24 protein-coding genes are annotated in these 24579 nt (G+C 46.2%); all 24 read right to left on the reverse strand.

Going from position 1 to position 24579, the window contains the following annotated elements; translation table 11 throughout:
* Window positions 1-17: 17 nt before the first annotated feature.
* On the reverse strand, window positions 18-1439 hold the full coding sequence (locus ACXAD8_RS09905) for a mannose-1-phosphate guanylyltransferase/mannose-6-phosphate isomerase (protein WP_475227887.1): 1422 nt from the start codon (window positions 1437-1439) through the stop codon (window positions 18-20).
* The gene (locus tag ACXAD8_RS09910; protein ID WP_475227890.1) at window positions 1426-2796 is read right to left on the reverse strand and encodes a phosphohexomutase domain-containing protein; all 1371 of its coding nucleotides are present in this window, start codon (window positions 2794-2796) and stop codon (window positions 1426-1428) included. Before ACXAD8_RS09910 ends, ACXAD8_RS09905 begins: the two co-directional genes overlap by 14 nt.
* A gap of 75 nt (window positions 2797-2871) precedes the next feature.
* A complete protein-coding gene (locus tag ACXAD8_RS09915; RefSeq protein ID WP_475227893.1) occupies window positions 2872-3363 on the reverse strand; it encodes a chemotaxis protein CheW in 492 nt (163 codons plus the stop codon).
* Window positions 3364-3395: 32 nt separating this feature from the next.
* Window positions 3396-4145 (reverse strand): chemotaxis protein CheW, encoded by a 750-nt coding sequence (locus ACXAD8_RS09920; RefSeq protein WP_475227896.1) that lies wholly within the window; start codon window positions 4143-4145, stop codon window positions 3396-3398.
* The gene (locus tag ACXAD8_RS09925) at window positions 4142-4921 is read right to left on the reverse strand and encodes a ParA family protein (protein WP_475227899.1); all 780 of its coding nucleotides are present in this window, start codon (window positions 4919-4921) and stop codon (window positions 4142-4144) included. The genes ACXAD8_RS09920 and ACXAD8_RS09925 overlap by 4 nt, the downstream gene beginning before the upstream one ends.
* Before the next feature lie 62 nt (window positions 4922-4983).
* On the reverse strand, window positions 4984-6111 hold the full coding sequence (locus tag ACXAD8_RS09930) for a protein-glutamate methylesterase/protein-glutamine glutaminase (protein WP_475227901.1): 1128 nt from the start codon (window positions 6109-6111) through the stop codon (window positions 4984-4986).
* 32 nt (window positions 6112-6143) lie between these two features.
* Complete coding sequence (locus ACXAD8_RS09935; protein ID WP_475227903.1) at window positions 6144-8429, reverse strand: chemotaxis protein CheA; 2286 nt, start codon at window positions 8427-8429, stop codon at window positions 6144-6146.
* A gap of 14 nt (window positions 8430-8443) precedes the next feature.
* Complete coding sequence (locus ACXAD8_RS09940; RefSeq protein WP_475227906.1) at window positions 8444-9202, reverse strand: protein phosphatase CheZ; 759 nt, start codon at window positions 9200-9202, stop codon at window positions 8444-8446.
* A 33-nt stretch (window positions 9203-9235) separates the two neighbouring features.
* Window positions 9236-9619, reverse strand: coding sequence for a chemotaxis response regulator CheY (gene cheY / locus ACXAD8_RS09945; protein ID WP_229529426.1), 384 nt, complete (start codon window positions 9617-9619; stop codon window positions 9236-9238).
* A gap of 43 nt (window positions 9620-9662) precedes the next feature.
* Entirely contained in the window at window positions 9663-10388 is a 726-nt protein-coding gene (locus tag ACXAD8_RS09950) for an RNA polymerase sigma factor FliA (RefSeq protein WP_475227909.1), read from the reverse strand.
* Window positions 10385-11251, reverse strand: coding sequence for a MinD/ParA family protein (locus tag ACXAD8_RS09955; protein WP_475227911.1), 867 nt, complete (start codon window positions 11249-11251; stop codon window positions 10385-10387). Before ACXAD8_RS09955 ends, ACXAD8_RS09950 begins: the two co-directional genes overlap by 4 nt.
* The gene (gene flhF, locus ACXAD8_RS09960) at window positions 11248-12636 is read right to left on the reverse strand and encodes a flagellar biosynthesis protein FlhF (protein WP_475227914.1); all 1389 of its coding nucleotides are present in this window, start codon (window positions 12634-12636) and stop codon (window positions 11248-11250) included. The genes ACXAD8_RS09955 and flhF overlap by 4 nt, the downstream gene beginning before the upstream one ends.
* Window positions 12637-12663: 27 nt before the next feature.
* Window positions 12664-14763 carry a flagellar biosynthesis protein FlhA gene (gene flhA, locus ACXAD8_RS09965; RefSeq protein ID WP_475227916.1) on the reverse strand — a complete coding sequence of 700 codons (2100 nt, stop codon included), beginning with the start codon at window positions 14761-14763 and terminating at the stop codon, window positions 12664-12666.
* A gap of 105 nt (window positions 14764-14868) precedes the next feature.
* Window positions 14869-15990, reverse strand: a complete 1122-nt coding sequence (gene flhB, locus ACXAD8_RS09970; RefSeq protein ID WP_475227919.1) for a flagellar biosynthesis protein FlhB — start codon at window positions 15988-15990, stop codon at window positions 14869-14871.
* A gap of 20 nt (window positions 15991-16010) precedes the next feature.
* Window positions 16011-16796 (reverse strand): flagellar biosynthetic protein FliR, encoded by a 786-nt coding sequence (gene fliR / locus ACXAD8_RS09975; RefSeq protein ID WP_475227921.1) that lies wholly within the window; start codon window positions 16794-16796, stop codon window positions 16011-16013.
* A gap of 1 nt (window position 16797) precedes the next feature.
* Window positions 16798-17067: a flagellar biosynthesis protein FliQ gene (gene fliQ, locus ACXAD8_RS09980; RefSeq protein ID WP_229529433.1), complete on the reverse strand. Its 270-nt coding sequence runs from the start codon at window positions 17065-17067 to the stop codon at window positions 16798-16800.
* Between the two features lie 6 nt (window positions 17068-17073).
* Complete coding sequence (gene fliP / locus ACXAD8_RS09985) at window positions 17074-17826, reverse strand: flagellar type III secretion system pore protein FliP (RefSeq protein WP_475227923.1); 753 nt, start codon at window positions 17824-17826, stop codon at window positions 17074-17076.
* Window positions 17810-18202, reverse strand: coding sequence for a flagellar biosynthetic protein FliO (fliO, locus tag ACXAD8_RS09990; RefSeq protein WP_475227926.1), 393 nt, complete (start codon window positions 18200-18202; stop codon window positions 17810-17812). Before fliO ends, fliP begins: the two co-directional genes overlap by 17 nt.
* Window positions 18203-18245: 43 nt before the next feature.
* Complete coding sequence (gene fliN / locus ACXAD8_RS09995) at window positions 18246-18674, reverse strand: flagellar motor switch protein FliN (protein WP_475227928.1); 429 nt, start codon at window positions 18672-18674, stop codon at window positions 18246-18248.
* Between the two features lie 19 nt (window positions 18675-18693).
* Entirely contained in the window at window positions 18694-19758 is a 1065-nt protein-coding gene (fliM, locus tag ACXAD8_RS10000) for a flagellar motor switch protein FliM (protein WP_475227930.1), read from the reverse strand.
* A 30-nt stretch (window positions 19759-19788) separates the two neighbouring features.
* Window positions 19789-20319 (reverse strand): flagellar basal body-associated protein FliL, encoded by a 531-nt coding sequence (gene fliL / locus ACXAD8_RS10005; protein WP_475227933.1) that lies wholly within the window; start codon window positions 20317-20319, stop codon window positions 19789-19791.
* Between the two features lie 86 nt (window positions 20320-20405).
* Window positions 20406-22628 carry a flagellar hook-length control protein FliK gene (locus ACXAD8_RS10010; protein ID WP_475227935.1) on the reverse strand — a complete coding sequence of 741 codons (2223 nt, stop codon included), beginning with the start codon at window positions 22626-22628 and terminating at the stop codon, window positions 20406-20408.
* Between the two features lie 164 nt (window positions 22629-22792).
* Window positions 22793-23239, reverse strand: a complete 447-nt coding sequence (fliJ, locus tag ACXAD8_RS10015; RefSeq protein WP_475227938.1) for a flagellar export protein FliJ — start codon at window positions 23237-23239, stop codon at window positions 22793-22795.
* Window positions 23236-24576 (reverse strand): flagellar protein export ATPase FliI, encoded by a 1341-nt coding sequence (gene fliI, locus ACXAD8_RS10020; protein ID WP_475227941.1) that lies wholly within the window; start codon window positions 24574-24576, stop codon window positions 23236-23238. Before fliI ends, fliJ begins: the two co-directional genes overlap by 4 nt.
* Between the last annotated feature and the right edge of the window lie 3 nt (window positions 24577-24579).

Below are 24579 nucleotides of genomic sequence, written 5' to 3' on the forward strand. Positions count from 1 at the left end.
TGTATCTATTGCTAATATTACTCTCTGTTGTATAAATCATCAAAACGAACAATGTCATCTTCATCCAGATAAGCACCGCTTTGTACTTCAATAACCTTTAATGGCAGCTTTCCAGGATTGCTCAGCTGATGCTTGATGCCAACCGGAATATAGATGGATTCATTTTCCGTGAGTATTTTCCGCTCTTCTCCTAACACCACTTCAGCGGTTCCTTCCACAACCACCCAATGTTCGGCCCTGTGATGATGAAGCTGCAATGACAAAGACGCCCCAGGTTTAACCAATAATTGTTTTACCTGATATCGCTCTCCAGTTTTGATAGAGTCGTAACTCCCCCAGGGACGATGAACCGCTCGATGATGCAAACGTTCCTTTCTGGCTTTCTTTTGCAGCTCCTCAACCACTTTTTTAACGTTTTGCGAGGCTTTTTTATCCACCACTAACAGCGAGTCATCGGTGTCAATAACCAGTAAATCATTTACACCTACAATAGCAGTAAGCTTCTCATTGGAATGGACTAAACAACCCGTTGCATCCTGACTAATCACATCGCCAATCAGCAAATTATCCTGCTTATCTTTTCGCGCCTGTTGCCAGATAGATTCCCAGCTGCCGATGTCGCTCCAGCCCACATCCAGTGCTACCGACACTACCTGCTGCGACTTCTCCATTAAGGCATAGTCAATGGAAATATTCTTACATTCAGAAAACACTTCTTTGTCCAGTCGCAAAAAATCCAGGTCCCTGGTGGCATTTTCAATGGCTCGCTGGGTATGCTCCACAATGCTCTTTTCTGTTTTTTCTAATTCCTTTAACAAAAACTCAGCGGCAAACATAAACATGCCGCTGTTCCAAAGGTAATGACCGTCAGCTAAAAATTCACAGGCTTTTTCATAGTCGGGCTTCTCCACAAAGCGATTCACTTTAACACCCTTACCAACCGATTCAGTGGAAGTGTGGATATAACCGTAGCCTGTTTCAGGTTTATCTGGCTTTACGCCAAAAGTGACCAAATAATCATTACCACAAATTTCCACTCCCCGCTCCAGAGCCGCAACAAATTCGTCAACGTCATTGATCATATGATCAGCCGGAAAAACCGCTATGACAGCGTCTTTATCAATGCTTTTTGCAACGTGCGCGGCTGTAGCGATTGCTGCCGCGGTATTTCTGGCAACGGGCTCTAAAATGATGGCTCTGGGCTCAATTCCCACAGAATTGAGTTGCTCGCCAACAATAAATCGATGCTCTTCACTGCATACAATAATTGGGGTGCCAAATGACTGAGTGCGCAACGCTGACAACTGCAGCATCGTTTTCCCGGCACCAGAAATATCGATAAACTGTTTTGGATATTGTTGCCTGGACATCGGCCAAAGGCGGGTGCCGGCCCCACCGGAAAGAATCACCGGAATTATTTTATCTTTAGATAGCGTCATTTTTACCTGAATTTCCTATTAACGACGATATTTCATTAACTTTCTGCTTTATCAGTGCTTCGTCCTGAACAGATTCAACATTCAACCTGAGCAAGGGTTCTGTGGCTGAACCTCTTAAATTGAAGCGCCATCCTTCAAAAGCCATACTTAATCCATCAAATGTATCACAACTTTTAGCTTGCCCCTGAAATACTCGTTGAACTTTATCCAGTTCTTCTGCGACATTATCAACAACAAAGTTAATCTCGCCAGAAGCCGGATAAGACTCTTGCATTGCCTCAACTTCCTTTGACAATGCTTTGTTGCTTTGACTCAGTAATTTTGTGACTAACAACCAGGGGATCATGCCGCTATCGCAATAGCCAAAGGATTTAAAGTAGTGGTGAGCAGACATCTCACCACCGTAAATCGCATCATTATCCCGCATAGTCGCTTTGATATAGGCGTGACCGGTCAGACTTTTAACCAGCTTACCCTGGTATTTATTGACGATATCTCGGGTATTCCAAAATACTCTGGGGTCGTGAACAATAGTTCCGCCTGGATTATCTAATAAAAATGATTTAGCCAGTAACCCAACAATATAGATACCGTCGATGAACTCACCGTTTTCATCAAATAAGAAGCAGCGGTCAAAATCACCATCCCAGGCAATCCCTAAATCAGCCTTATGCTGCAGCACAGCTTCAGTGGTTTTATGTCTATCCTTATCCAGCAGAGGGTTCGGTATGCCATTGGGGAAAGTCGCATCCGGCTCATGGAATATTTTAATAAACTCAATAGGTACCTGATGCTGTGCAAACGCCTGTTCAAGGGCATCTATCACATGTCCTGCCACACCATTTCCGGCGTTCACTACTATCTTCAAAGGCTTGATTGCCACCGCTTCGATGTAACTCATCAGGTGAGCCACGTAAGCAGGCAAGTGATTATAAGATTCCAGTGTTCCTTTTGCCGCAGGTGGAAAGTATTCCTCCTGAGTGTACTGTTTTACTTGTAAAAACTCTTGATCTGAAAACGGTTTTGCCATCTTACCGACAAATTTAATGCCGTTGTATTCAATGGGGTTGTGGGAAGCTGTAACTTCAATACCCAGGTCGGTATTTAAATGCTGGCAGGCGAAATACACTTCTTCGGTGCCAGTTTGTCCAATGTCATATACCCGAACACCTTGTTGTAACAACCCTTCAATTAATTTCTGAGCTAAACGTGGACTAGATTCGCGTGCATCACGCCCCACCACAGCAGTTTTGGCAGCCTTGACGATAGCCAATGAATGCCCAACTCGATATGCCACATCTTCTGTCAGTTCCCTGTCGACAACACCACGGATGTCATACTTCTTAAAACAGTCCACTTTTACTCCAACACAAAAAAGCCGTCAAAAGACGGCTTTATACCCAAATTACGTCAGTTCTTTCAGCATTAAAGCTTACATCTTAGAAATTTCATCCCACTCATCATCAGTGAGTAGTTTATTGAGATCCACCAGGATAAGTAACTCGCCGTCGCGATTGGACACGCCCTGAATAAACTTGGCACTTTCTTCAGTACCAACATTCGGAGCACTGTCAATTTCAGAAGAGCGCAAGTAAACCACTTCGGCAACGCTATCCACCAGAATGCCAACTACCTGTTCATCAGACTCAATAATCACGATACGGGTATTGTCAGTAATATCCGTGGGTGGCAGACCAAACCGTGCTCTGGTATCGATTACAGTAACCACGTTACCACGCAGGTTGATAATACCTAACACATAATCAGGGGCCCCGGGAACAGGAGCAATTTCGGTATAACGCAATACTTCTTGCACCTGCATTACATTGATACCGTAGGTTTCTTCTCCTAAACGATAGGTAACCCATTGCAATACCTCGTCGTTTTGATCTTCTGCTGTATTTGAACTTCTTTCATCACTCATATGAGGTGCTCCAGTATAAGCGTGTTTACCTGTTAATCGTTACTACCAAGCCCTTTGTTAAGCATTTTAATCAATTGCTTAACATCGAGCATAGCACACATTTTCTCTTTAACCATGCCAGCAAGCCACGGACGCTTGCCACCTACATCTCGCCACTTAACATCTTCGGACTGTAAAGTGACCGTGTTAACCAGCTCTTCGCAAGCTAATCCCCAACCACTATCGCCTAACATGATAAGATATTGATATTTTATTGAATCTTCCAGTATTTCATTGCACTTTTCGGGCATTACCCATTTAGCTGTATCGACCACATTCAGCTTTTCTTCACGATAAAGCATGACGCCCATGAACCAATCAGGCTTTCCAAAAAGCGGGCCCGGCTTCTCAAGATTGTGGATACCACCGAGCTCTGTTAATGGTACCGCCAGGGTTAACCCTGCCACGTTGAAAAAAAGTGACTGAAAATTTCCCTGAATAACCCGCTCGTTAATGTCTGCATCGCCGCCTCCTGCGCCTTGCTCTGTTTGCATCTCAGGCTGAGTAACAGTTTCAGGTTCCGCAGTTTTAGGTGTCTGAATCGGGGGCGTCACCTTCACTTCTGGTACAGGGGTCGCTTCCTTAACGGACGGCGTTACTTTGGGCAGCTCTGGCTTAACCCCTTCTAATAAACGCGCTACAGCCTGTTTTTGTACAGTATCTTCAGCAGGCGGTTGATCCTCTGTCAGTAAAGCAGCAAGATACTCCTCCATTACATCTTCATTGGCAAAAGACCCGCTCATCGGAAAAGCTCCATAGATTCAACATAACTAAGCAGACTATTATACGCAAAAACCCCACGGGATTTCGGACAAAATACCGAAGGTGGCGTCTGCGCCTGACTGGCCTCTCTGAATCTGGTATCCACAGGGATAACACTAGACCAGACAGAGGCACCATAAGTGGCCCGCAACTTTTTATACGCATCCAGTGCAGCATTGGTTCGCTTGTCATACATGGTGGGCACAATCGTATGATTGAACTTTGTATTTTGAGATTTTTCCATAATCTCCAGCGTGTGCATCATACGATCCAGCCCCTTAAGTGCCAAAAATTCAGTTTGCACAGGCACCAATATACGACTGCAAGCCGCCAATGCATTGACCATTAATACCCCTAAAACAGGAGGGCAGTCAATCAGGGCAAAATCAAATTCATCCTTGAGCAAGTGTAGTGCTTTTTTCAGCACCAGCCCCATGCCCCCCTGAGAACCTAACTTCCGATCCAGCGTCGCCAATGCCATAGTGGCAGGCAAAATAAACAGCGAATCCAGCTTGGTAGGACACAAACAATCTAATACGCGATCTTTAGTCAGGTTTTTGCCCGCTAAAAACACATCGTAAACACTGGCACTGAGTTCCTCGGAATCGATACCAAAATAGTAACTCAAGGATGCATGAGGATCGGTATCCACCAAAATTACCCGTTCACCTCGCTGCGCCAATAATCCGCCGAGGGTCACAGTGGTAGTGGTTTTTCCAACACCACCTTTTTGATTTGCTACAGTCCAGATGATCACTAATATCGGCTCTTTAAAGACAGTTAAAAGGTTGTAATTGATTGTTGTGCATTATGACTGAATTACATCTCTTTCTGAATCATTTCTGCAAAATCGGCGAGTGCAATACTTTTCTCTGCGATTTTCTCACTGGCCACCGCCTGTGGCATGCCATAAACCACACTGGATTTTTCATCCTGCGCCCAAATTGTCGCCCCTCTCGCTTTTAACTTTTTGCATCCCTCTTTGCCATCAGCCCCCATTCCGGTCAATATAATGCCGAGCACATCACCACCATAGAGCCTGGCAACAGAAGAAAAGGTCAGGTCGACACTAGGTTTATAGGTGACTAAATCTGAATTATGAACATCGGTAATAGTGATTGTTGCTCTGGCAGCGGTACCTTCCAATAACATTTGTCTGCCACCAGGCGCCAGGTATGCTACCCCTGGCATCAGCACGTCGCCATTTTGTGCTTCTTTCACTTGAATATCGCACATATTATTTAATCTTTCAGCAAAAGCAGAGGTAAATGTACCCGGCATATGCTGAACCAATAATATTGGATAAGGAAAATTACTTTTAAATTTGGTCAGAATGGTTTGCAGTGCAACGGGGCCACCTGTTGAAGTGCCAATAGCCAATAATTTATAACGTTTTCCGGAAGCTCTGAAGGAGCTGCCAATTGTTGGTGTACTGACTGCTTCTTTGACTAACTCAGCACTGTCTTTGCGCTGTCTTAGGAAAAAAGATGTGGAAGGGGCACTTTTCTCTGAGGGCGCAGCAGGAGAGCGCATGGCCCTCATGCGCAACTTTCTTGGACCTAAAGCTTTTACTCGTTGTTGCAGGAGATCAACGGCTTCTTTTCTGTCCCTTGCGATATCTTCGAACCGCTTAGGTAGAAAATCCATGGCGCCCGCTTCGAGAGCGTCCAGTGTTGCCTGAGCGCCTTCGTAGGTAAGCGATGAGAACATAATTATAGGCACGGGATGGGAGCGCATAATTTCTTTTACTGCGCTGATACCGTCCATCACCGGCATTTCTATATCCATGGTAACGACATCTGGATTAAGCCGTTTAACCGACTCTATCGCTTCTTTGCCATTGCGCGCATCCCCGACGACTTCGAGATCAGGGGAGTGATTTAGTATTTCCGATACGCGCCGGCGAAAGAAGGTAGAATCATCAACAACCAGTACTTTATAAGGCATTACAGATAGTCATTTTCGCAGTTTGATTTAACCTACTTTAAAGCCTTTTTAGCATAGCGTTTTAACAGGCTTGGTATATCCAATATCAAAGCGATGCCACCATCACTGGTGATTGTCGCCCCGGCCATACCTGGAGTACCTTGTAATAACGCATCCAAAGGTTTAATCACTACTTCTTCCTGACCGATTAAGGAATCCACGACAAAGCCCACTTGTTGGGTACCAATTTGTACCACCACAACATGCCCAGATGCTCTGTCTAATTCACCGGGTTTGCGGCGCAACCACTCCCGCAAATAAAACAGCGGAATAGCTTTAGAGCGAACAATCATGGTTAATTGTCCATCTACCGTATTGGTTTTGCTCAGGTCCATATTGATGATTTCGTTTACTGAGGACAAAGGCAGAGCAAACGTCTGCTCCCCGACAATAATCATCAAGGTGGGTAGTATCGCCAGAGTCAGTGGTACTTTGATTTCAAGACGGGTACCCTTACCCAACTCTGAATCAATACTCACCGAACCATTCAGCTGATTAATTTTGGTTTTAACCACGTCCATGCCAACGCCGCGCCCGGAGATATCAGATATCTCGGTCTTGGTGGAAAAGCCGGGCGCAAAAATCAAATTAAAGGCTTCAACATCTGACATTCTTGCCGCAGCATCGGCATCAAGTACACCGCGACGTATCGCAATCTCTTTCAATTTTTCCGGATCCATTCCCTTACCATCATCGTCAATGGTAAGCAAAATGTGGTCACCTTCCTGAGAGGCTGCCAGAGTAACAGTGCCTCGGGCAGGTTTACCGGCGGCGACACGATCATCAGGCATTTCAATACCGTGATCAACTGAGTTTCTGACCAGGTGGACCAAAGGATCCGCCAGAGCTTCAACCAGGTTTTTATCTAAGTCGGTTTCCTCACCTTTAAGTTCCAGCGCGATATCTTTTTTCAGGCTTCGGGCCAGGTCACGTACAACTCTGGGGAAACGGCCAAATACTTTCTTAATGGGCTGCATGCGGGTTTTCATTACCGCACCTTGCAGATCGCCGGTTACCACATCAAGGTTTGCAATAGCCTTCGACATATTTTCATCATTGAGATTGATGCCGAGGCTAAGAAGGCGGTTGCGCACCAACACTAACTCGCCCACCATGTTCATGATTTGATCAAGACGCTTGGTATCAACCCGTACGGTTGTTTCAGCAGGGGGCGCTGCAGCAGCGGCTTTCTTGTCGTCCTTTTTCGGCGCGGCTTCAGCTTTGGCTGGAGCTGGCGCAGGCGCAGGCGCAGCCTTAGGCGCGGCGGCTACAGGAGCTGGCGCAGGTGCGGCTTTAGGAGCTGGTGCTGGCGCCGCTTTGGGGGCTGGTGCGGGAGCAGCCTTAGGCGCTGAGGCTGGTGCCGCTGGTTTCGTTTCTGCTTGCTCTACGCCCGGGCCTTTTCCAGAGCCGTGTAGCTGATCAAGCAACGCTTCAAACTCTTCGTCGGTAATATCGTCGTCATCACCTGAACTGGTAGCAGCAGGTGCGGGAGCTGGTGCTTTAGCCGGGGCAGGAGCACTGGCAGGCTCAGCACTTGCAGATTCTCCCTCTCCAACAAATTTGCCTTTGCCGTGTAATTGGTCAAGCAGCGCCTCAAACTCTTCATCGGTAATGTCTTCATCACCACCTGAGCTGCTAGCAGCAGGCGCGGGAGCAGCAGCGGCTGGCGCAGCCGTTTCTTTCTTACCTGGCGCTCCGCCTGAACCATGTAATTCGTCTAGTAGTTGCTCGAATTCATCTTCGCTGATTTCATCGATACCACCATCGTCATCTGATGTGACACTGTCCGCATCAAAATCAAAAAATTCATCATCGTCATCAACCGCCTCTTCGGCAGTTGCGGATTCGGGCTCTGCAGCTGGAATTGGAGCCGCTGCTTCATCAGCGCTCTCCGGCTGGCTCAATCGATGCAGGGTGTCGAGTAATGTTTGATCTGCCGCCTGCAGAGGTTCACGGGCTTTAACATGCTCGAACATTTCCACAACGACGTCTGTCGCCTGAAGAATGACATCCATCAATTCGGGCGTCAGCCGTCTTTGACCATTACGCATGGTATCAAACACGTTTTCCGCACCGTGGCAGATATCCACCAGTTCGGTTAGCGACAGAAAGCCAGCACCGCCTTTTACGGTGTGATAGCCTCTGAATATTGCATTGAGCAAATCAGCATCTTCAGGATTGTTTTCCAGATCGACGAGTTGCTCTTGTAATTGTTCCAGAATTTCCCCGGCTTCCACCAGGAAGTCCTGAAGTATATCCTCGTCAACATCAAACGACATGCATCAACTCCACGTTAAAAACCCAGGCTCGAAAGCAGATCATCTACATCGTCTTGTCCCTGAACGACATCATCTCTCTCCGCAGCGTCAATAATCGGGCCCTCTGCTTCACTCGCATCTGCCTTCTTCGATTTATCCACTTTGCCGACTACCTTTTTAAGCTCGGTTTCAGGTTCACCAAATACTGTGAGCATGTTTACGAGACTATCTTCAACTTCTTTAACCAGTTGAATCACGCGACGAATAACCTGCCCGGTTAAGTCCTGATATCCCTGCGCCATCAGAACCTCAGTTAATAAATCGTTCAATTGCGAAGAATCTTTACTAGCTTGTTCTAAAAAACCGTCAAGTTCGTGGCAAAGGGACTTAAATTCACCGAGTTCTAACTGGCGGGTCATAAGTTTTTTCCACTCAGGTAAAATGTGGCTGATACTCGAATTGATCTTCTCAGCGATCGGCATACTACTTTCAACTGCATCCATCGTTCGGTTTGCAGCCTGCTCGGTAGTTTCGATTACATAGTTCAAACGAGTTTGAGCATCCGGGATGTCTTCGTTTGCGAGATCAACGATTCGGGAATCAATGTTAAAGGTATTCAAAGAATCGTGGAGTTGGCGGGTCAATTTACCCACCTCAGCAAATAACTCCATTGAATCCTGGATTTTGCTGGCTTCAAGTAAGGCCCTGGCGGCCTCATCATCCCCTTGCTCTAAAAATGCGACTAACTGCTTAGCATCTTCAAGCGAAATGGGAGAGCTTTTCTCATTAGTCATTTCAGCTCCGTTTTATCTCAGGACTGTCCTGAACTAACCAAGACGCTCAAAAATTTTGTCGAGCTTCTCTTTTAGCGTAGCGGCAGTAAAGGGCTTAACAACATAGCCATTTACGCCTGCCTGGGCAGCAGCAACGATTTGTTCTTTTTTAGCTTCGGCAGTTACCATCAATACCGGCGTGTGCTTCAGCTTGTCATCGGCACGAATTGCTCTCAACAAATCGATACCTTGCATGCCGGGCATATTCCAGTCAGTAACTACAAAATCAAAATCACCTTGTTGCAACATCGGCAATGCAGTGCTGCCATCATCAGCTTCCTGGACATTGGTAAAGCCGAGATCTTTCAACAAGTTTTTGATGATTCGTCTCATTGTAGAAAAGTCATCAACAACGAGAATTTTCATGTTTTTATCCAAAACCGCCTCCAGTGAGGATTCAATCAAGTTTTATTATTATACGCTATCCAGCTTGCCATGCCTGCATTCTGGACTTCAATCTAAGCATAGCCTGACTATGGATTTGGCTCACCCTGGATTCACTTACATCCAGTACTTCACCAATTTCTCTTAAATTCAGTTCTTCATCATAGTACAGAGACAAAACAATTGCCTCACGTTCTGGCAAAGTTGTAATTGCATTTGCCAAAGCCTTTTGAAATGAACCTTCCATAAGATCATCAAAAGGGGTATTTTCGCCCTTATTTTTATCCGTTGTCAGAACGTCTTCTGTCACTCCTAAATCTTCTATACCGATTATTTTACCGGCATTGACCTCTGAGAGCATTTGGTGATATTCAGCAAGGGATACCTGCATTTTTTCGGCGACATCCACGTCTTTGGCATCACCGCCGATTTCTCTTTCAACTTCGTTAATGGCTTCGGCTATCGCCCGGCCATTCTTGTGCACCGATCTGGGGGTCCAGTCACCCTTGCGGATCTCATCCAGCATTGCCCCTCGGATCCTGATACCTGCAAAGGTCTCAAAACTGGCACCTTTGGTACCATCAAAATTTCGTGATGCCTCTAACAGGCCAATCATGCCAGCCTGAATCAAATCTTCAACTAATACACTGGCGGGTAACCGCGCCATAAGGTGGTGAGCAATACGCTTGACCAGAGGTGCGTGCTTTTCCACAAGCAACCTTTTATCGTCATGTTGTTTGTAAGCGTTTGCTTTACTGTTCACGCCTGATTACTCGCTGCCTGCCGTTTAACTAGTTGTTCAATGAAAAACTCGAGATGACCACCGGGTTGCGCCGGAATCGGCCATGAAAGCGCCTGCTTCGCCAGATGAGATATGGCTAAGGCAGCCGGTGAACCTGGGAATACATCAACAATAGCTTTTTGCTTACGCACAGCCTTGCGTATATTTTCATCATAGGGCACAGTTGCCACCAGTTCCAGGGCAACATCAAGAAAGCGATTAGTTACTTTGGAGAGTTTGGCATAAAGTTCCTGCCCTTCTCTGGCGTTTCTGACCATATTGGCCACAACCTTAAATTTAAATACACCGTGATCGCGATTCAGGATCTTCATCAGTGCATAGGCGTCGGTCAGTGATGTTGGTTCGTTACACACCACCAGCATAATATCTTGCGATGCCCGGCAGAAACTTAGCACCATATCGGAAATGCCCGCAGCCGTATCTACCAGCAAAACATCAATCGGAATTTTTAACTCGCTAAATGCTCTGATAAGTCCTGCGTGCTCGGTAGGTGACAACTCGGCCATGTTTTGAGTACCGGATGTGGCAGGCGCGATTAAGATACCAAGAGGCCCTTCAATCAGAATATCTTCCAGAGAACACTCACCAGACAAAACGTGAGAGATATTTTTACCAACCCGTAAGCCCAGCATAACATCAACATTAGCCAGTCCCAGGTCAGCGTCAAGAACCAGTACTTTTTTACCCAGCTTTGCCATTGCAATAGCGGTGTTGAGGGTCACATTGGTTTTCCCTACACCACCTTTACCGCCGGTGATTGCGATGACTTTTGTTAAATTATTTTGGCTCATTTTTCTTAAACTACTCGCCTGGTCCTCAATCATACTGCTACTGCTGAATGTACTGTTCTTTGTTTTGAAGTATGCGGCAATTCATATTTTTTATAAAGCTTTGCTGCCAATGAAATAATATATTTTGCATCCGCTATTTTTATATCTTCTGGCACCTTTTGTCCATCAGTCAAATAGGCCACTGGTAATCTTTCCTGAATTGCGACACTGATTGCCTCACCTAATGAGAAGCATTCATCAATTTTGGTAAAGATACAACCTTGTACCGGCAATTTGTTATAAATACGTAATGTATGTTCCATGACATGTCTTTGCGTATTTGCCTGTAACACCATGTACATTTTGATATTAGCACAAGATGCTTCATTTAAAGTATCTAACTGCTTGATTAATCTTGTATCTCGCTGACCGAAGCCTGCGGTGTCTATCAATACTAACCTTTTATTCCTAAATTGATATAAAACGTCGGATAACTCTTGTGCGTTTGCTGCTTTTTTAACCGTGCAGCCAATAATTTTACCGTAGGTTGCCAACTGCTCATAGGCCGCGATTCTATAACTGTCGATGGTCACCAATGCCACCTGATCTGCGCCATAGCGTTTAGCGTATTGCGCAGCTAGCTTCGCAATAGTGGTTGTCTTTCCGGTTCCGGTGGGACCAAGAAACGCCATTACACCACTTTGCGTCAAAATATCGTTACGGGTTGTCTTAAGTCTATTAGCCAAAAGTTTAAGAATGAATAACCAGGCTTCTCGCTCATTGGCACTTTCCGGCGCGTAAGAAACCACATCTTCTGCCAATTCCGAACTGATCCCCATAGCTTCCAGGCGATCAACCAAATAGGATTGTAATGGGTGTCCTCTGCGTTGTTCCTGCTTTAACAACCCACCAACCTGGAACTGTAAGACGTTGCGCAGCGATCTAAGCTCTTCCTGGATTGACTGAATCGCTTTGTCACCCGTTTGCAGGCTGACTGCGGGAGCTCCACTATCAGACGGCTTTGCCTGACTCTGACGCACGGGTTCGGAGACGGAGGCACTAGCCACCACTGGACGAGCTGTCTCAGCAGTTGGCTGTGGTTTCGCTTTTGAATAGGTTCCAGGTTCCGGCTCCTTGCTGAAACTGGGGACGCCCTGCTTTTCTAACAGTTCTTTTAAACTGTCAGCGCCTGAGTCACCGATAATCTCACTAAGCGTCGGCGTCCCATTTCCAGTCGGCTTTGCTAATGTTGGAGCTTGTTGCGATTCTGCTGGCTTAGGAGCAGCCCGTTTAACAGGCTCATTATCATAAGCGGCTACAATTTCTACACCGTCAGCGACTTTTTTGTTGGACATGATCACCGCATCACCGCCCAGTTCCGCTTTAACCTCGTTTAAGGCTTCGTGCATTGTTTTCGCAAAGAATCGTCTAATTTTCATTTCATCACCTCAGGTGTTGGTGCCTTGTTATTGTCCAATCGCACTGACAATTTTTATTTGTTTGTCGTCCGGAACTTCTTGATAAGACACCACATGCAAACCTTGTACCACATGTTTGAGGAATCTTGACAGAACCGGTCTCAGCATACCAGACGTCAGCAACACTGCAGGCTCACCCGCCATCTCTTGTTGTTGTGCAGCCTGGTTCAGAGAATTTTGTAAATTCTCTGCCAGGCCAGGTTCTATACCGGCTCCATCTTGTCCACCCGCCTGCAATGATTGATGTAACATCTGCTCCAACTCTGGAGAAAGTGTAATAACCGGCATTTCTTTCGCGCCGCCATTAATTTCCTGAACAATCAATCGCTTCAATGCAATACGAACCGCTGAAACCAGAACGTCGGGATCTTGACTCTTGATGCCATATTCTGAAAGGGTCTGAATAATGGTGCGCATATCGCGAATTGGTACACCTTCATACAGCAGTGTTTGCAACACCTTAACTACTGTGCTTAACGGTAAGATATCTGGAACCAGGCCTTCCACCAGTTTGGGATTAGATTTAGCCAACATATCTAGCAGCTGCTGCACTTCTTCGTAGCCCAACAACTGATAGGCATTATTAGTCAGTAATTGGCTCAGATGGGTGGCCACTACGGTCGCTGCATCCACCACGGTATATCCAAGAGTTTGTGCATGTTCACGCTGAGAAGGTTTGATCCATAAGGCATCCAATCCGAATGCGGGATCTTTAGTGGGTGTGCCGTTTAACTTGCCAAAAACCTGCCCAGGATTTATAGCCAGCTCTTCATCGTGATGAATATCGGCTTCGCCCACATTTACCCCCATCATGGAAATGGTGTAGTTGTTGGGCGTCAAATCCAGGTTATCGCGAATATGTACCGGTGGGATTAAGAAGCCCAACTCCTGGGATAGCTTCTTACGCACGCCTTTGATACGTGTTAACAGTTCACCTCCCTGAGTTTTATCCACCAGTGGGATTAAGCGATAGCCCACTTCAAGGCCAATGGTGTCCACCTGCTGTACATCATCCCAACCTAATTCTTTAATTTCTGCTGGCTGCGGAGCTGAGTCTTTCTTCTTCTCAACCACCGCTGGTTTTTCTGCTTCCTTTTTAGCGCGATATTGCTGATAGAAAGCATAACCGCCAATGATGGCACTGAAACCTAAAAACGCCAGATGCGGCATGCCAGGAACAATACCCATAACAAACAGAATACCGGAAGTAACATACATGGCTTGTGGGTTAGCTAACTGATTGCTTAACTCACTGCCCATCTCCTGGGTATCATTTTCCCGCGTCACAATAATGGCGGTAGCAACTGACAGTAATAAACTGGGTATCTGCGCCACCAAACCGTCACCAATGGTCAGTAAGGTGTATATCTCTATTGCGTCACCGAATCCCAGATCATGCTGGATCATACCGATGAACAAGCCGCCCACAATATTGATCAGCATAATAAACAAGCCAGCTACCGCATCGCCTTTTACAAACTTAGAAGCACCGTCCATCGAGCCGTAAAAATCCGCTTCAGCGGTGATCTCTTCCCGGCGTTTACGCGCTTCGTCAGAATCTATGTAACCGGCATTCAAATCCGCATCAATGGCCATTTGTTTACCTGGCATGGCATCCAAGGTAAAGCGAGCACTTACTTCTGATATTCTTCCGGCACCCGCAGTAACTACTTTAAAATTAATGATCAACAAGATGGCAAACACCACAATACCGACCGCAAAGTTACCGCCAATAACCACTTCACCAAAAGCCTGAATAACTTTACCTGCGGCGTCACCACCTTCATGGCCCTCAAGTAATACAACGCGAGTAGATGCAATATTAAGCGCTAATCGCAATACCGTGGCAATCAACAACACTAAAGGAAATATACCGAAGTCCACCGGCTTCTGTGTAAATACACAGACCAGAATCACAATCAGTGACAAAGCGATATTAAAGCTGAACAGCACATCTAAAAGAAATGCCGGCATAGGCAAAATTACCATACCCATGATGGCCAACAACACCATAGGAGTGCCCAGCCCGGAGGTAATTTCTTTTAATTTATTTTGGTCTATGCGATTGAAATAAGTGGCTACTGACATATCTGCATGTTAATTAATTGACACAACTGCGGGTATTCAGCAATAACCAGGCCAATTAATGAGATACTGTGAATCTTTGTCTAAAAGCTAAACTAAACTGCGGAATTAATGTCTTAGCTCAGGTGGAATGGGCAGATCTTTAGCCAGGGGTTTAGGCCGGTGACCTTTACCAGATTTAAAACGTTTTAGCTGATAAACATAAGCTAGTACCTGAGCGACAGCCTGGAATAGCTTTTCAGGAATTTCTTCATCAATCTCTGTCGTGTAATAAATAGCTCGAGTTAGTGCTGGAGATGCGAGTAATGGCACACCATTCCCCTCGGCAATCTTACGAATATGCATCGCTAATTCATCCGCACCTTTGGCCACTACGTAGGGCGCGCGATTACCTTCCTGGTCGTATTTTAAAGCCACAGAATAATGAGTTGGGTTGGTGACCACCACATCCGCTTTAGGCACTTCTTGCATCATCCGCCTTGCCGCAGCCTGATATTGTAAACGCCTGATGCGACCTTTTACCTGCGGATCACCTTCGGCGTTCTTGCGTTCATCCTTGACCTCCTGTTTACTCATCTTCATTTGTTCGTTATGAGTATATGTCTGATAAGGAATATCAAACGCCGCTATCGGAATAAGAGCACAGCAAATGATAATGAAGGTCCAGCCAATTAAATCCAGGGCGTGAAATAAGCTATTGGGGAACAATTCCTGATCCAGGTGCAACGCCTCTTCCATGTAGTATGCCAACATCACATAGGTTACGGCTGCCACTATGCCAAACTTAGCGATGGCTTTGAGCAATTCCACCAAACCGTTGATGCCAAACATGCGTTTCAAGCCATTGAGAGGGCTTAAGTTTTCCGCTCTGAAAGAGGCGGTATACCAGGTGAAATTAAATCCTCCCAAAGCAATGCTACCGTAGACACCAGCAGCGCTGACTATCAATAAAAAAGTAAGAATAGGCACAGAGATAGCATCTAACGCCCACCCCAATGAATTGAGCATATGGGTATAGTCATAAGCTTCATCATGACTTAAATCAAAGAAACGACGCATTATGCCCAGTAATGCCCGCCCGATTCCTTCAGCAAGAAAAAATAGCGTCACAGCACTAAAAATCAAAACCAGTACGGTGGATAACTCCCGGCTGCGAGCTAGCTGACCTTTTTTCCTGGAGTCTTCGAGGCGTTTCGCCGTGGGTTCTTCTGATTTTTCTTCATCTGCCATAGTTTAAACTCCCTACTTCACTATCCGGGACAGACATTTAACAGGTTACACATCAGTTGCTGAGCCCTGTTCCATTGTTGCCCGAAGTGGTTAGTGAAGTTGTTCAGCGTCAGCCAGATAATAATTAGACCGCCAATCTGAGCAAATGAAAAACCGATGGTAAAAATGTTAAGCTGCGGTGCAGCTTTGGTCATTACACCAAAGGCGAGATTAATGATAAGTAGCGATACAATAGGGGCCAGAGACAATGTCAAAGCCGCAATAAACATCCAGGCGCTCCAATTCACCATGGCCTTGAACTGTTCGCCAGTCCACCAGACTTCCCCGATGGGGAAGGCTTCAAAGCTCATAAACAGCATTTGGATCATGTTCAGGTGACCATCAAAGGCTAAAAACAACAAGGTTGCCAGAATCAAATAAAACTGACCTACCGCAGGAACGTTAATGCCATTGACCGGATCAACGATGGAGGCAAAGCCCAAACCTGTTTGCATAGCCACCACTTGCCCGGCAATCACGAAGGTTTCCAGCACCAGGGTGGAGATGAATCCGATGGACAGACCGATGATAACCTGCTGGATACCCATCACAAAGGTTTCCACCGAAACCGGGTCTTTCATGGGGACAGGCGGCACCAGGGGCATGACCATTATGGCCAAAGTCACAGCCAATAATACGCGAATTGGTGTAGGCACAGTTTTGGCACTCAGAGCCACCATTGCTCCCAACATGCCACTGATGCGCATAAAAGGTAACGCATAATCAGCAACGGCCTGAATGATCTCGGCTTCGCTGAAATTAATCATGTCAGCCAACAACTTCCGGGATGCGGGCGACAATTTCGAACGTAAAGTCCATCAACTTATTTACCAACCAATGACCGCCCCAGCTCAATGCCAACAGTGTCACTAATAGTCGAGGTAAAAAGTTAATGGTTTGTTCATTGATGGAGGTGGCAGCCTGAAATACCGCCACACATAAACCCACAATCATACTGGGTACAATAATGGCGGATACTAACAGGATCACCATAAACAGCGCGTCATTCAGAATATCAACAAAGACCTCAGGACTCATAGCGCCTTACCCCATACCGTAACTGTTTACCAGCGTACCAAATACCAGATTCCAACCGTCCACTAACACAAATAACATCAACTTAAAGGGCAGCGACACTATCATTGGCGATAACATCATCATACCCATCGCCATCAAGATAGAGGCTACGACAAGATCTAAAATCAGAAACGGAATAAACAGCATAAAGCCAATCTGGAAAGCGGTTTTAAGTTCGCTGGTAATAAACGCGGGAATTAATACCGTCATGGGCACTTCTTCCGGCGAACTGACAGAATCTTCCAGGTTCGCCATTTGCACAAAAGTTTGCAAGTCTTTAATTCGGGTTTGTGACAACATAAAGGCCCGAATGGGTATGATAGCTTCGTCTATCGCTACTCTGGCGGTCATTTCCTCTTTTAAATAAGGCTGCAATGCCTTGTCATTCATTTCTTCAAAAACCGGAGCCATGATAAACATGGTCAGAAACAGCGTCAGGCCAATCAATATCTGGTTAGATGGCGACTGTTGCAAGCCAATAGCCTGGCGCAAAATTGACATGACCACAATAATGCGGGTGAAACTCGTCATCATGATTAAAAACGCTGGCAACAAAGACAGCGCCGTCATAATCCCCAACACCTGCAGGGTCATGGTGTAATCCTGAGTTCCATCAGGATTGGTGGTGACAGTCAGCGCCTGAATCCCCGGATTGGCCCATGCGGTATCAGGAAATATTGCGACCAACAGCAGAAGTAACAGGCTAAGTGTTTTTATCATCAGAATCGCCCTGAAGCTTTTTTTGTTGTTGTAAGAACCCGGCAAACGTCTGTTTTAATGACTCATCTTTGCGAACTGCAGTAATCGGCGTATCCAGTTTTGCAAGGTGATTAATATTGTGACTGGTGACGCCCACCAGATGTTGCTCTTCTCCCACCTGGATAACCGCAATGCGTTCCCTGGTACCCACCATCATACTGGCAACGGTCTTTATCTGCCCGCCTGAGCTTTGCACTCCAGAGAAGCGGCGCATAATGAAGGCCAATAGCAGAATTACTGCGATTACCAATATCAGTGAAAAGCCCACGGACAACCAGGCAGATAGTGGCGTCCCAACAGAATCGTCTTGCGCTATTGAGAAAGGGGAGGCTGCCAACAGGAAACTGAAAAGCAGCCATACCAACGTCGGAAAGAAGTGCTTATTTGAGTTTTTTAATACGTTCGATTTGACTGATAACATCCGTTAATCGGATCCCGAATTTGTCATTAACTACAACAACTTCACCATGCGCAATCAGCGTACCGTTGACCAAAACATCAAGCGGCTCACCAGCTACTCTGTCTAGCTCCACCACCGAGCCCTGGTTCAATTGTAATAAATTTCTAATACTAATCAGGCTTCTGCCCACTTCCATGGATATAGTGACAGGAATATCCAGAATTGTATCTAGTTTTTTCTCTTCTTCACCGGAAACGCCGCCAGATTCAGAAAATTCATCCAGTTCCGCTACCTGCACTCCAGACATACCAGAGGCGGCATCACCAGATATGGACTCTTCGGACTCTGAATCGGCTTGTTCGGCCATGGCCGCCGCCCAATCGTCCATTGCATCATCTTCACCACTCATCTTTCTTTCCTCTTACACTTTATAGTACTAAATCATCTTCAAGGGTTTGCAGTTCGGCATCAGAGTCAATTCTTCGACCACCTTTAGTTAACAGGTGTAACTGCGATTTAACCGATACAGGTCTGGGGATACGCTCCACAATTTGTAACGCAATGTTCTCTCTGGAACGCCCCAATTTACTGCGGAAAGTGGGCAAGCCCTCTATTAATACCGTGATGTATTCCGGCATATCAATAGGGATCACATCCCCGGCTTTCATTTTTACTATGGCTTCCAGTGGTAACTCCAGATCCAACATATGGGTGGTCAACGCAACATTGACGTCCAATATTTCATCCCGTAGTGCTTTACTCCAGCGCAGATCAGTATCTTCTTTATCACTTTGAACACCAGCATCCAACAATTCCCGAATGGGTTCCAACATGCTGTAGGGCAATGCCACGTGAAAATCACCACCACCGCCATCCAGCTCGATATGAAAAGAGCTGATCACCACCACTTCGGTGGGGCTCACTATGTTAGCCATTGCCGGGTTAACTTCCGAATCCAGGTATTCAAAGGACACATCCATGACGGGTCCCCAGGCTTCTTTGTAATCCTCGAAGATTATTTTCAGCAACATCTGGATAATACGTCTTTCGGTAGGAGTAAATTCTCGGCCTTCAATCTTAGCGTGGTAACGACCGTCGCCACCAAAGAAGTTATCCACCAATATAAATACCAGTCGGGCTTCCATAGTGATTAAGCCGGTGCCTTTTAATGGGCGAAAGCGAACCATATTCAGGCTGGTAGGTACAAACAGAGTATGGATGTACTCACCAAATTTAATCATCTGTATACCGTTTATCGAGACTTCAGCGGAGCGCCGCATCATATTAAAGAGACTAACCCGCATGTGTCTGGCAAAGCGTTCGTTCACCATCTCCAGGGTGGGCATACGACCACGAACGATCCTATCCTGCGACGAAAAGTCATACTCCATCGCAGAGGAGGACATATCCGATTCTTCGACATCCTCTTCTTCAACTTCGTCGACCCCATGCAACAGGGCATCAATTTCGTCTTGTGATAATAAATCGCTCACTATTTCCGCCTCTGATAACTATTTCGTAACTTACTGCATAACGAAGCCGGTAAATAAAACCTGCTCAATGACAGGGTTTCCGGCAATTTCCTGCATCGCTTTTTGCACTTCCCGTAGTGATTGTTCACGCATGGCAATTTTACCCGCTTCAGTGACCAGATCATCCGCATTGGAACTACTAAATACTCGTAACAAAGTCCCCTCAATCATGGGAATATGCATCTTTGCGGTCTCTTCCGCATCTGTGCCGCGCACCATTAGTTGCACTTTAATTTGTACCAGTCTGTCCCGGCCAGACCCTGGCACGTTGAACACAAACGGACGAGGCATCGCAACATAAAGTGCCGTTCCCACATTGGTGGAGCCAATACCGCTGGTTGGTTGCTGCTGGGTAACCTGTTCGGTTTCCAACTCATCCAACTCTGATTCGTCACTGCTGTCTCCCAACAGGAAAAAAGCCGCAACTGCCCCAATGATCACCACCACGGCAGCAATGATAATAATCATCATTTTCCCCTTTTTTGGGGCGCTTTCTTCCATTTGTAGTTCTTGTTCAGCCATTTTCCGGTTCTCTGCTAGTTTGTTACCCTTATTATGGATAACACCACGTCAGTAACGCAATATCTATAAGGCAATCAATGGGCCATTTAGGCAAAATAATCGATTCCCTCAGGTTTATTAACACTGACAGCGCTAATATCTTCATTAGATTCAGCTTCCAGGTCATCCATCGCTTCTTGGCCTTTTCCAGAGGCGAAGTTCTGTCCATCGCCCTCGCCTTTTTGTCCTTGCTGTTCCTCGTGCACTGAAGATTGACCTAACTCAATACCTTGTTGCTCCAATAATTCTTTGAGTCTGGGCTGATTTTGTTCCAGTACTTCTCGGGCGGCTTGGGATTGCACCACCATACTGACAGAGGCCGAATCACCTTGCATACTGATCTTTATCTGCATCTGTCCCAGCTCAGGTGGGTCAAGGCGAATATCAGCCACCATGTTTTTCTGATTCATCATTACCTGGACTTTATTGGCCAACTCCTGGGCAGCTTCGGGTTTCTGAATATTTACCGCCTTGTCGAAGGCTTGATTGTGCAAAGTTTGCTGCTGCGTTTTTTGCGCTTCTACCTGTGCAGTATTAGATTCTCTTACGGCAAGGCTGTTGTTAAAACTGGTGAGCATGCTCTCGCGGGTTTGCGCATCCAGTCCGGTTTGAGCCTGAGCAACATTGGCCATTTGTTGTAAAGAAACCCGCAATTGCCTATCTAATGCAACCCCTTCGACAGAACCTGTCTCTGCCTGCATCGCTTCAGCCACTACTTTGCTGATATTAATACCAGGTTCATGACCAGCCTTTAACTGATCTTTGAATTCCTCAGTCACATTCTTCAGGCTAGCCAGAAACTTTTTGCCCGCTTCTGTTTGTCCGACATCTGATGATTCGATTCTGCGAGTCAGATTATCCAGAGCGGCAATTTTGCCTTCGGTAGTTTCTGAAATATTGTCTACTTCACTCAATAACTGAGTTAATTTTGGCAGTTCCGGTTTAACAGGCTCCTTATCAGACACTGTATTTGAAGATACATTTTCAGTTGCAGCCACATTCTCGGTTGCAGCCACATTCTCGGTTGCAGCCACATTCTCGGTTGCAGCCACATTCTCGGTTGCAGCCACATTCTCGGTTGCAGCCACATTCTCAGTTGCAGCCACATTCTCAGTTGAAGCCACATTCTCAGTTGAAGCCACATTACTAGTTGAAGCCACATTACTAGTTGAAGCCACATTATCAGTTGAAGCCACATTATCAGTAGCTGTCTCATTTTCAGTTGAAGCCAGATTTTCATTCGGTGCGACAGCGACAGTTGCAGCAATATTTTCAGTCCCCTGAAGACTGGTTTCCGGTTCAGGTTCGGGTTGAGGCTCAGGGATCGGTGCCGTTTCGATATCGGTTCTGACTTCACCTTCAACTTCCGTCACCAATGTTTGATTCAACAGTTCTTCAGGTGTAGGAGACGGTTGATTATCGTCAGAATCTTCTGACGTGTTGCCGGATTCAGAGCCAGACTGTAATTCCCCAGCCAACTCTTCCAGGCTTACCGTATTTTGACCGCCCGGTTGGTTATTTTGTTCGGCCAGCAATAGCATTAATGCCACATCCTGAGGGTCGGGCTCTTCCACCTTCAAAATTTCTGACATCATTTGTTTTAAAGCCTGATCGTCATTGAGCAGTTGCTTAATCTCTTCATCTGAAAGACTGCGGATGGTTTTGTCCATCGATTTCATTTGATGCATATCCAGCGGTTGGCCGGAGTTAAGTAACTTGTCTTTAAGTTGTTGCCGCCAATTTTCTGTCTCAGTAGCAACTACAGTTTCAGTTTCTATTGTGGATGTTGAACTACTGTCGGTATTATCTACTTCAGTGACTTCTAATGAGGTGTCTTGCAACAATATGACTTCTTGGTCTTGGCCTTCTTCTGGAACGGGTGCATCGGTTTCTATTTCAGGCTTAACAGCTCCACTATCTTCCCCATTGAGCTTTTGAATAATACTGACCCATTCATCATGTAATTCATCGCCTTGCTGTTCACCATGCTCACTTGCCCCCTGCTCATTGCTTTCAGTCGTTTGCTTTTGCAAAATAAAACCGGATTCGACTTTATCTTTGGCACCGGATTCAGTGATTTTCGTGGATTGTCCCGACTCCGACTTTACATCACTATAGCCGCGAAAATTAGCATCTGATGAGCCTTTGTCTGTACCACCGATCATAATTTTGGCAAATTCACTACCGGCTCCTGAAACCTCAGGGCTCACATCGCCAACAAAAAGTTTGTTGGCGGCAATGTCATTATTAGAAGCGGCAACTTGTTGCATATTTGTTCACCTGATTCAGCCAGAAATACCGAGTTCTGCGGCAGCGACAGCCTTCAACTGTCAAATTTCTGTGGCGTTTAAACTCTGTAGCAACTGAAAGCATAAAGCAGGCCAGTTTTTGACAAAATGTTCGATATTAAATAAAAGGAAAGAAAACCTGAGAATTAGAAAGAAGACTTGGCGGAACGTAAAAACTTTTGCAAGGCAAATTCGTCCAGCATGTTTTGTTCCTGGCGATCCAGCTTTGCCTGCAGCGCTCTGGCGTTTTTATCCAGCAACATTTCTACGGCTTTGCGTTTTTTCTGCTGCTCTAACCACAACTGCTTCCTTTGTTCAGCTGCCTTTTTGGCGTCCTGAATAATTTGCTGTTGCTGCGCACAAGCTCTGTCCAATTTGGTAATAAATGACTGATGGTGGGAAAAAGATAAGGCTTCCAACCCGTTGGCGGCTTTTTCCTGGATTTTTTTAAAGTAATCCAGCCGATATTGCATTAAGCCGTTCAGTCTTTCCTGATTTTGATGCACGTAAGCCTGAGCTTCTTGAAAGGCAGATGCCGCTTTTTCCTCTTTTTCAGTTTCCCATTTTGCTACCATTTGCAGTTGACGCGTCATCCGGCGTTACCCCCGAATCGTTGTGTCAATTGCACCATTCCGGTCAGACTCTCGTCATAGGGAATGATGTCTTTCATGCCTTGTTGCAAAAAGTTATTGATTACCGGTTCAGCTTTAATGGCCAGATCGATTCTGGGATCAGTGCCGCGGGTATAAGCGCCAATACTGATAAGATCTCGATTCTGCTGGTAGGTAGAATACACCTGTCTTATACGACGCGCCGTTTGTAGATGTTCGTCGCTAACCACCTGAGGCATAACACGGCTGATGGAAGACTCAACATCTATGGCAGGATAATGACCAGAATCAGCTAGCGTTCTGGACAATACAATATGGCCATCCAGAATAGCACGAGCCGCATCCGCGATCGGATCCTGCAAGTCATCACCCTCTGTCAGCACGGTATAAAAGCCGGTAATAGACCCCTGATTTTCGGCGCCGTTACCCGCTCTTTCCACTAACGCAGGCAATCTCGCAAATACCGAAGGCGGATAACCTTTGGTGGCGGGTGGTTCTCCCACCGCCAGGGCAATTTCCCGCTGGGCCATGGCATAACGCGTCAAAGAATCAATCAAAAGTAAGACATTCATGCCTTGATCGCGAAAATACTCGGCAATACTGACTGCCGTTTCACAACCTTTTAAGCGCATCAAAGGAGATGTATCAGCTGGCGCGGCCACCACCACAGATTTGTGACGCTCTTCTTCACCAAGAATCTCATGGATAAACTCTTTAACCTCTCTGCCCCGCTCACCTACCAGGCCCACCACCACCACATCAGCTGTGGTACCTCTGGTCATCATACCGAGCAAAACACTCTTACCAACACCACTACCGGCAAACAGTCCCATACGCTGTCCCATGCCAACCGTGATCATTGAGTTAATTGAACGGACGCCCACATCCATGGGTTGTTTAATCGGTTTACGGATCAATGGATTCATAGGAGGTCGGGTGAAAGGCACATATTCAGTGGTTTTCAGCGCCCCTAAGCCGTCAATGGGGTGACCATTGCCATCTACAACCCGGCCCAATAATTCCATTCCCACAGCAATACCTTGCTGGCGCGCTAAAGGCTGGACTCTGGACCCTGGTACAATGCCTTTTACCGCTTCTGTGGGCATCAGGTAAGTAACACTGTCACCAAAGCCCACCACTTCGGCCTCAATTTCACCGTCAATCGTCTGTACCAGACATTGACTGCCTACCGGTAACTGACAACCAACGGCTTCCAGGGTTAATCCTATGCCGCGCACCAGTTTCCCGGCTGCTACTGTGGTGGATTGCGGTACCTGCGATTGCAGTTCTTTTATTTTAGATAGAATACGTTGCGTCATAGC

Source organism: Planctobacterium sp. AWH2_060 (genome assembly GCF_056158425.1).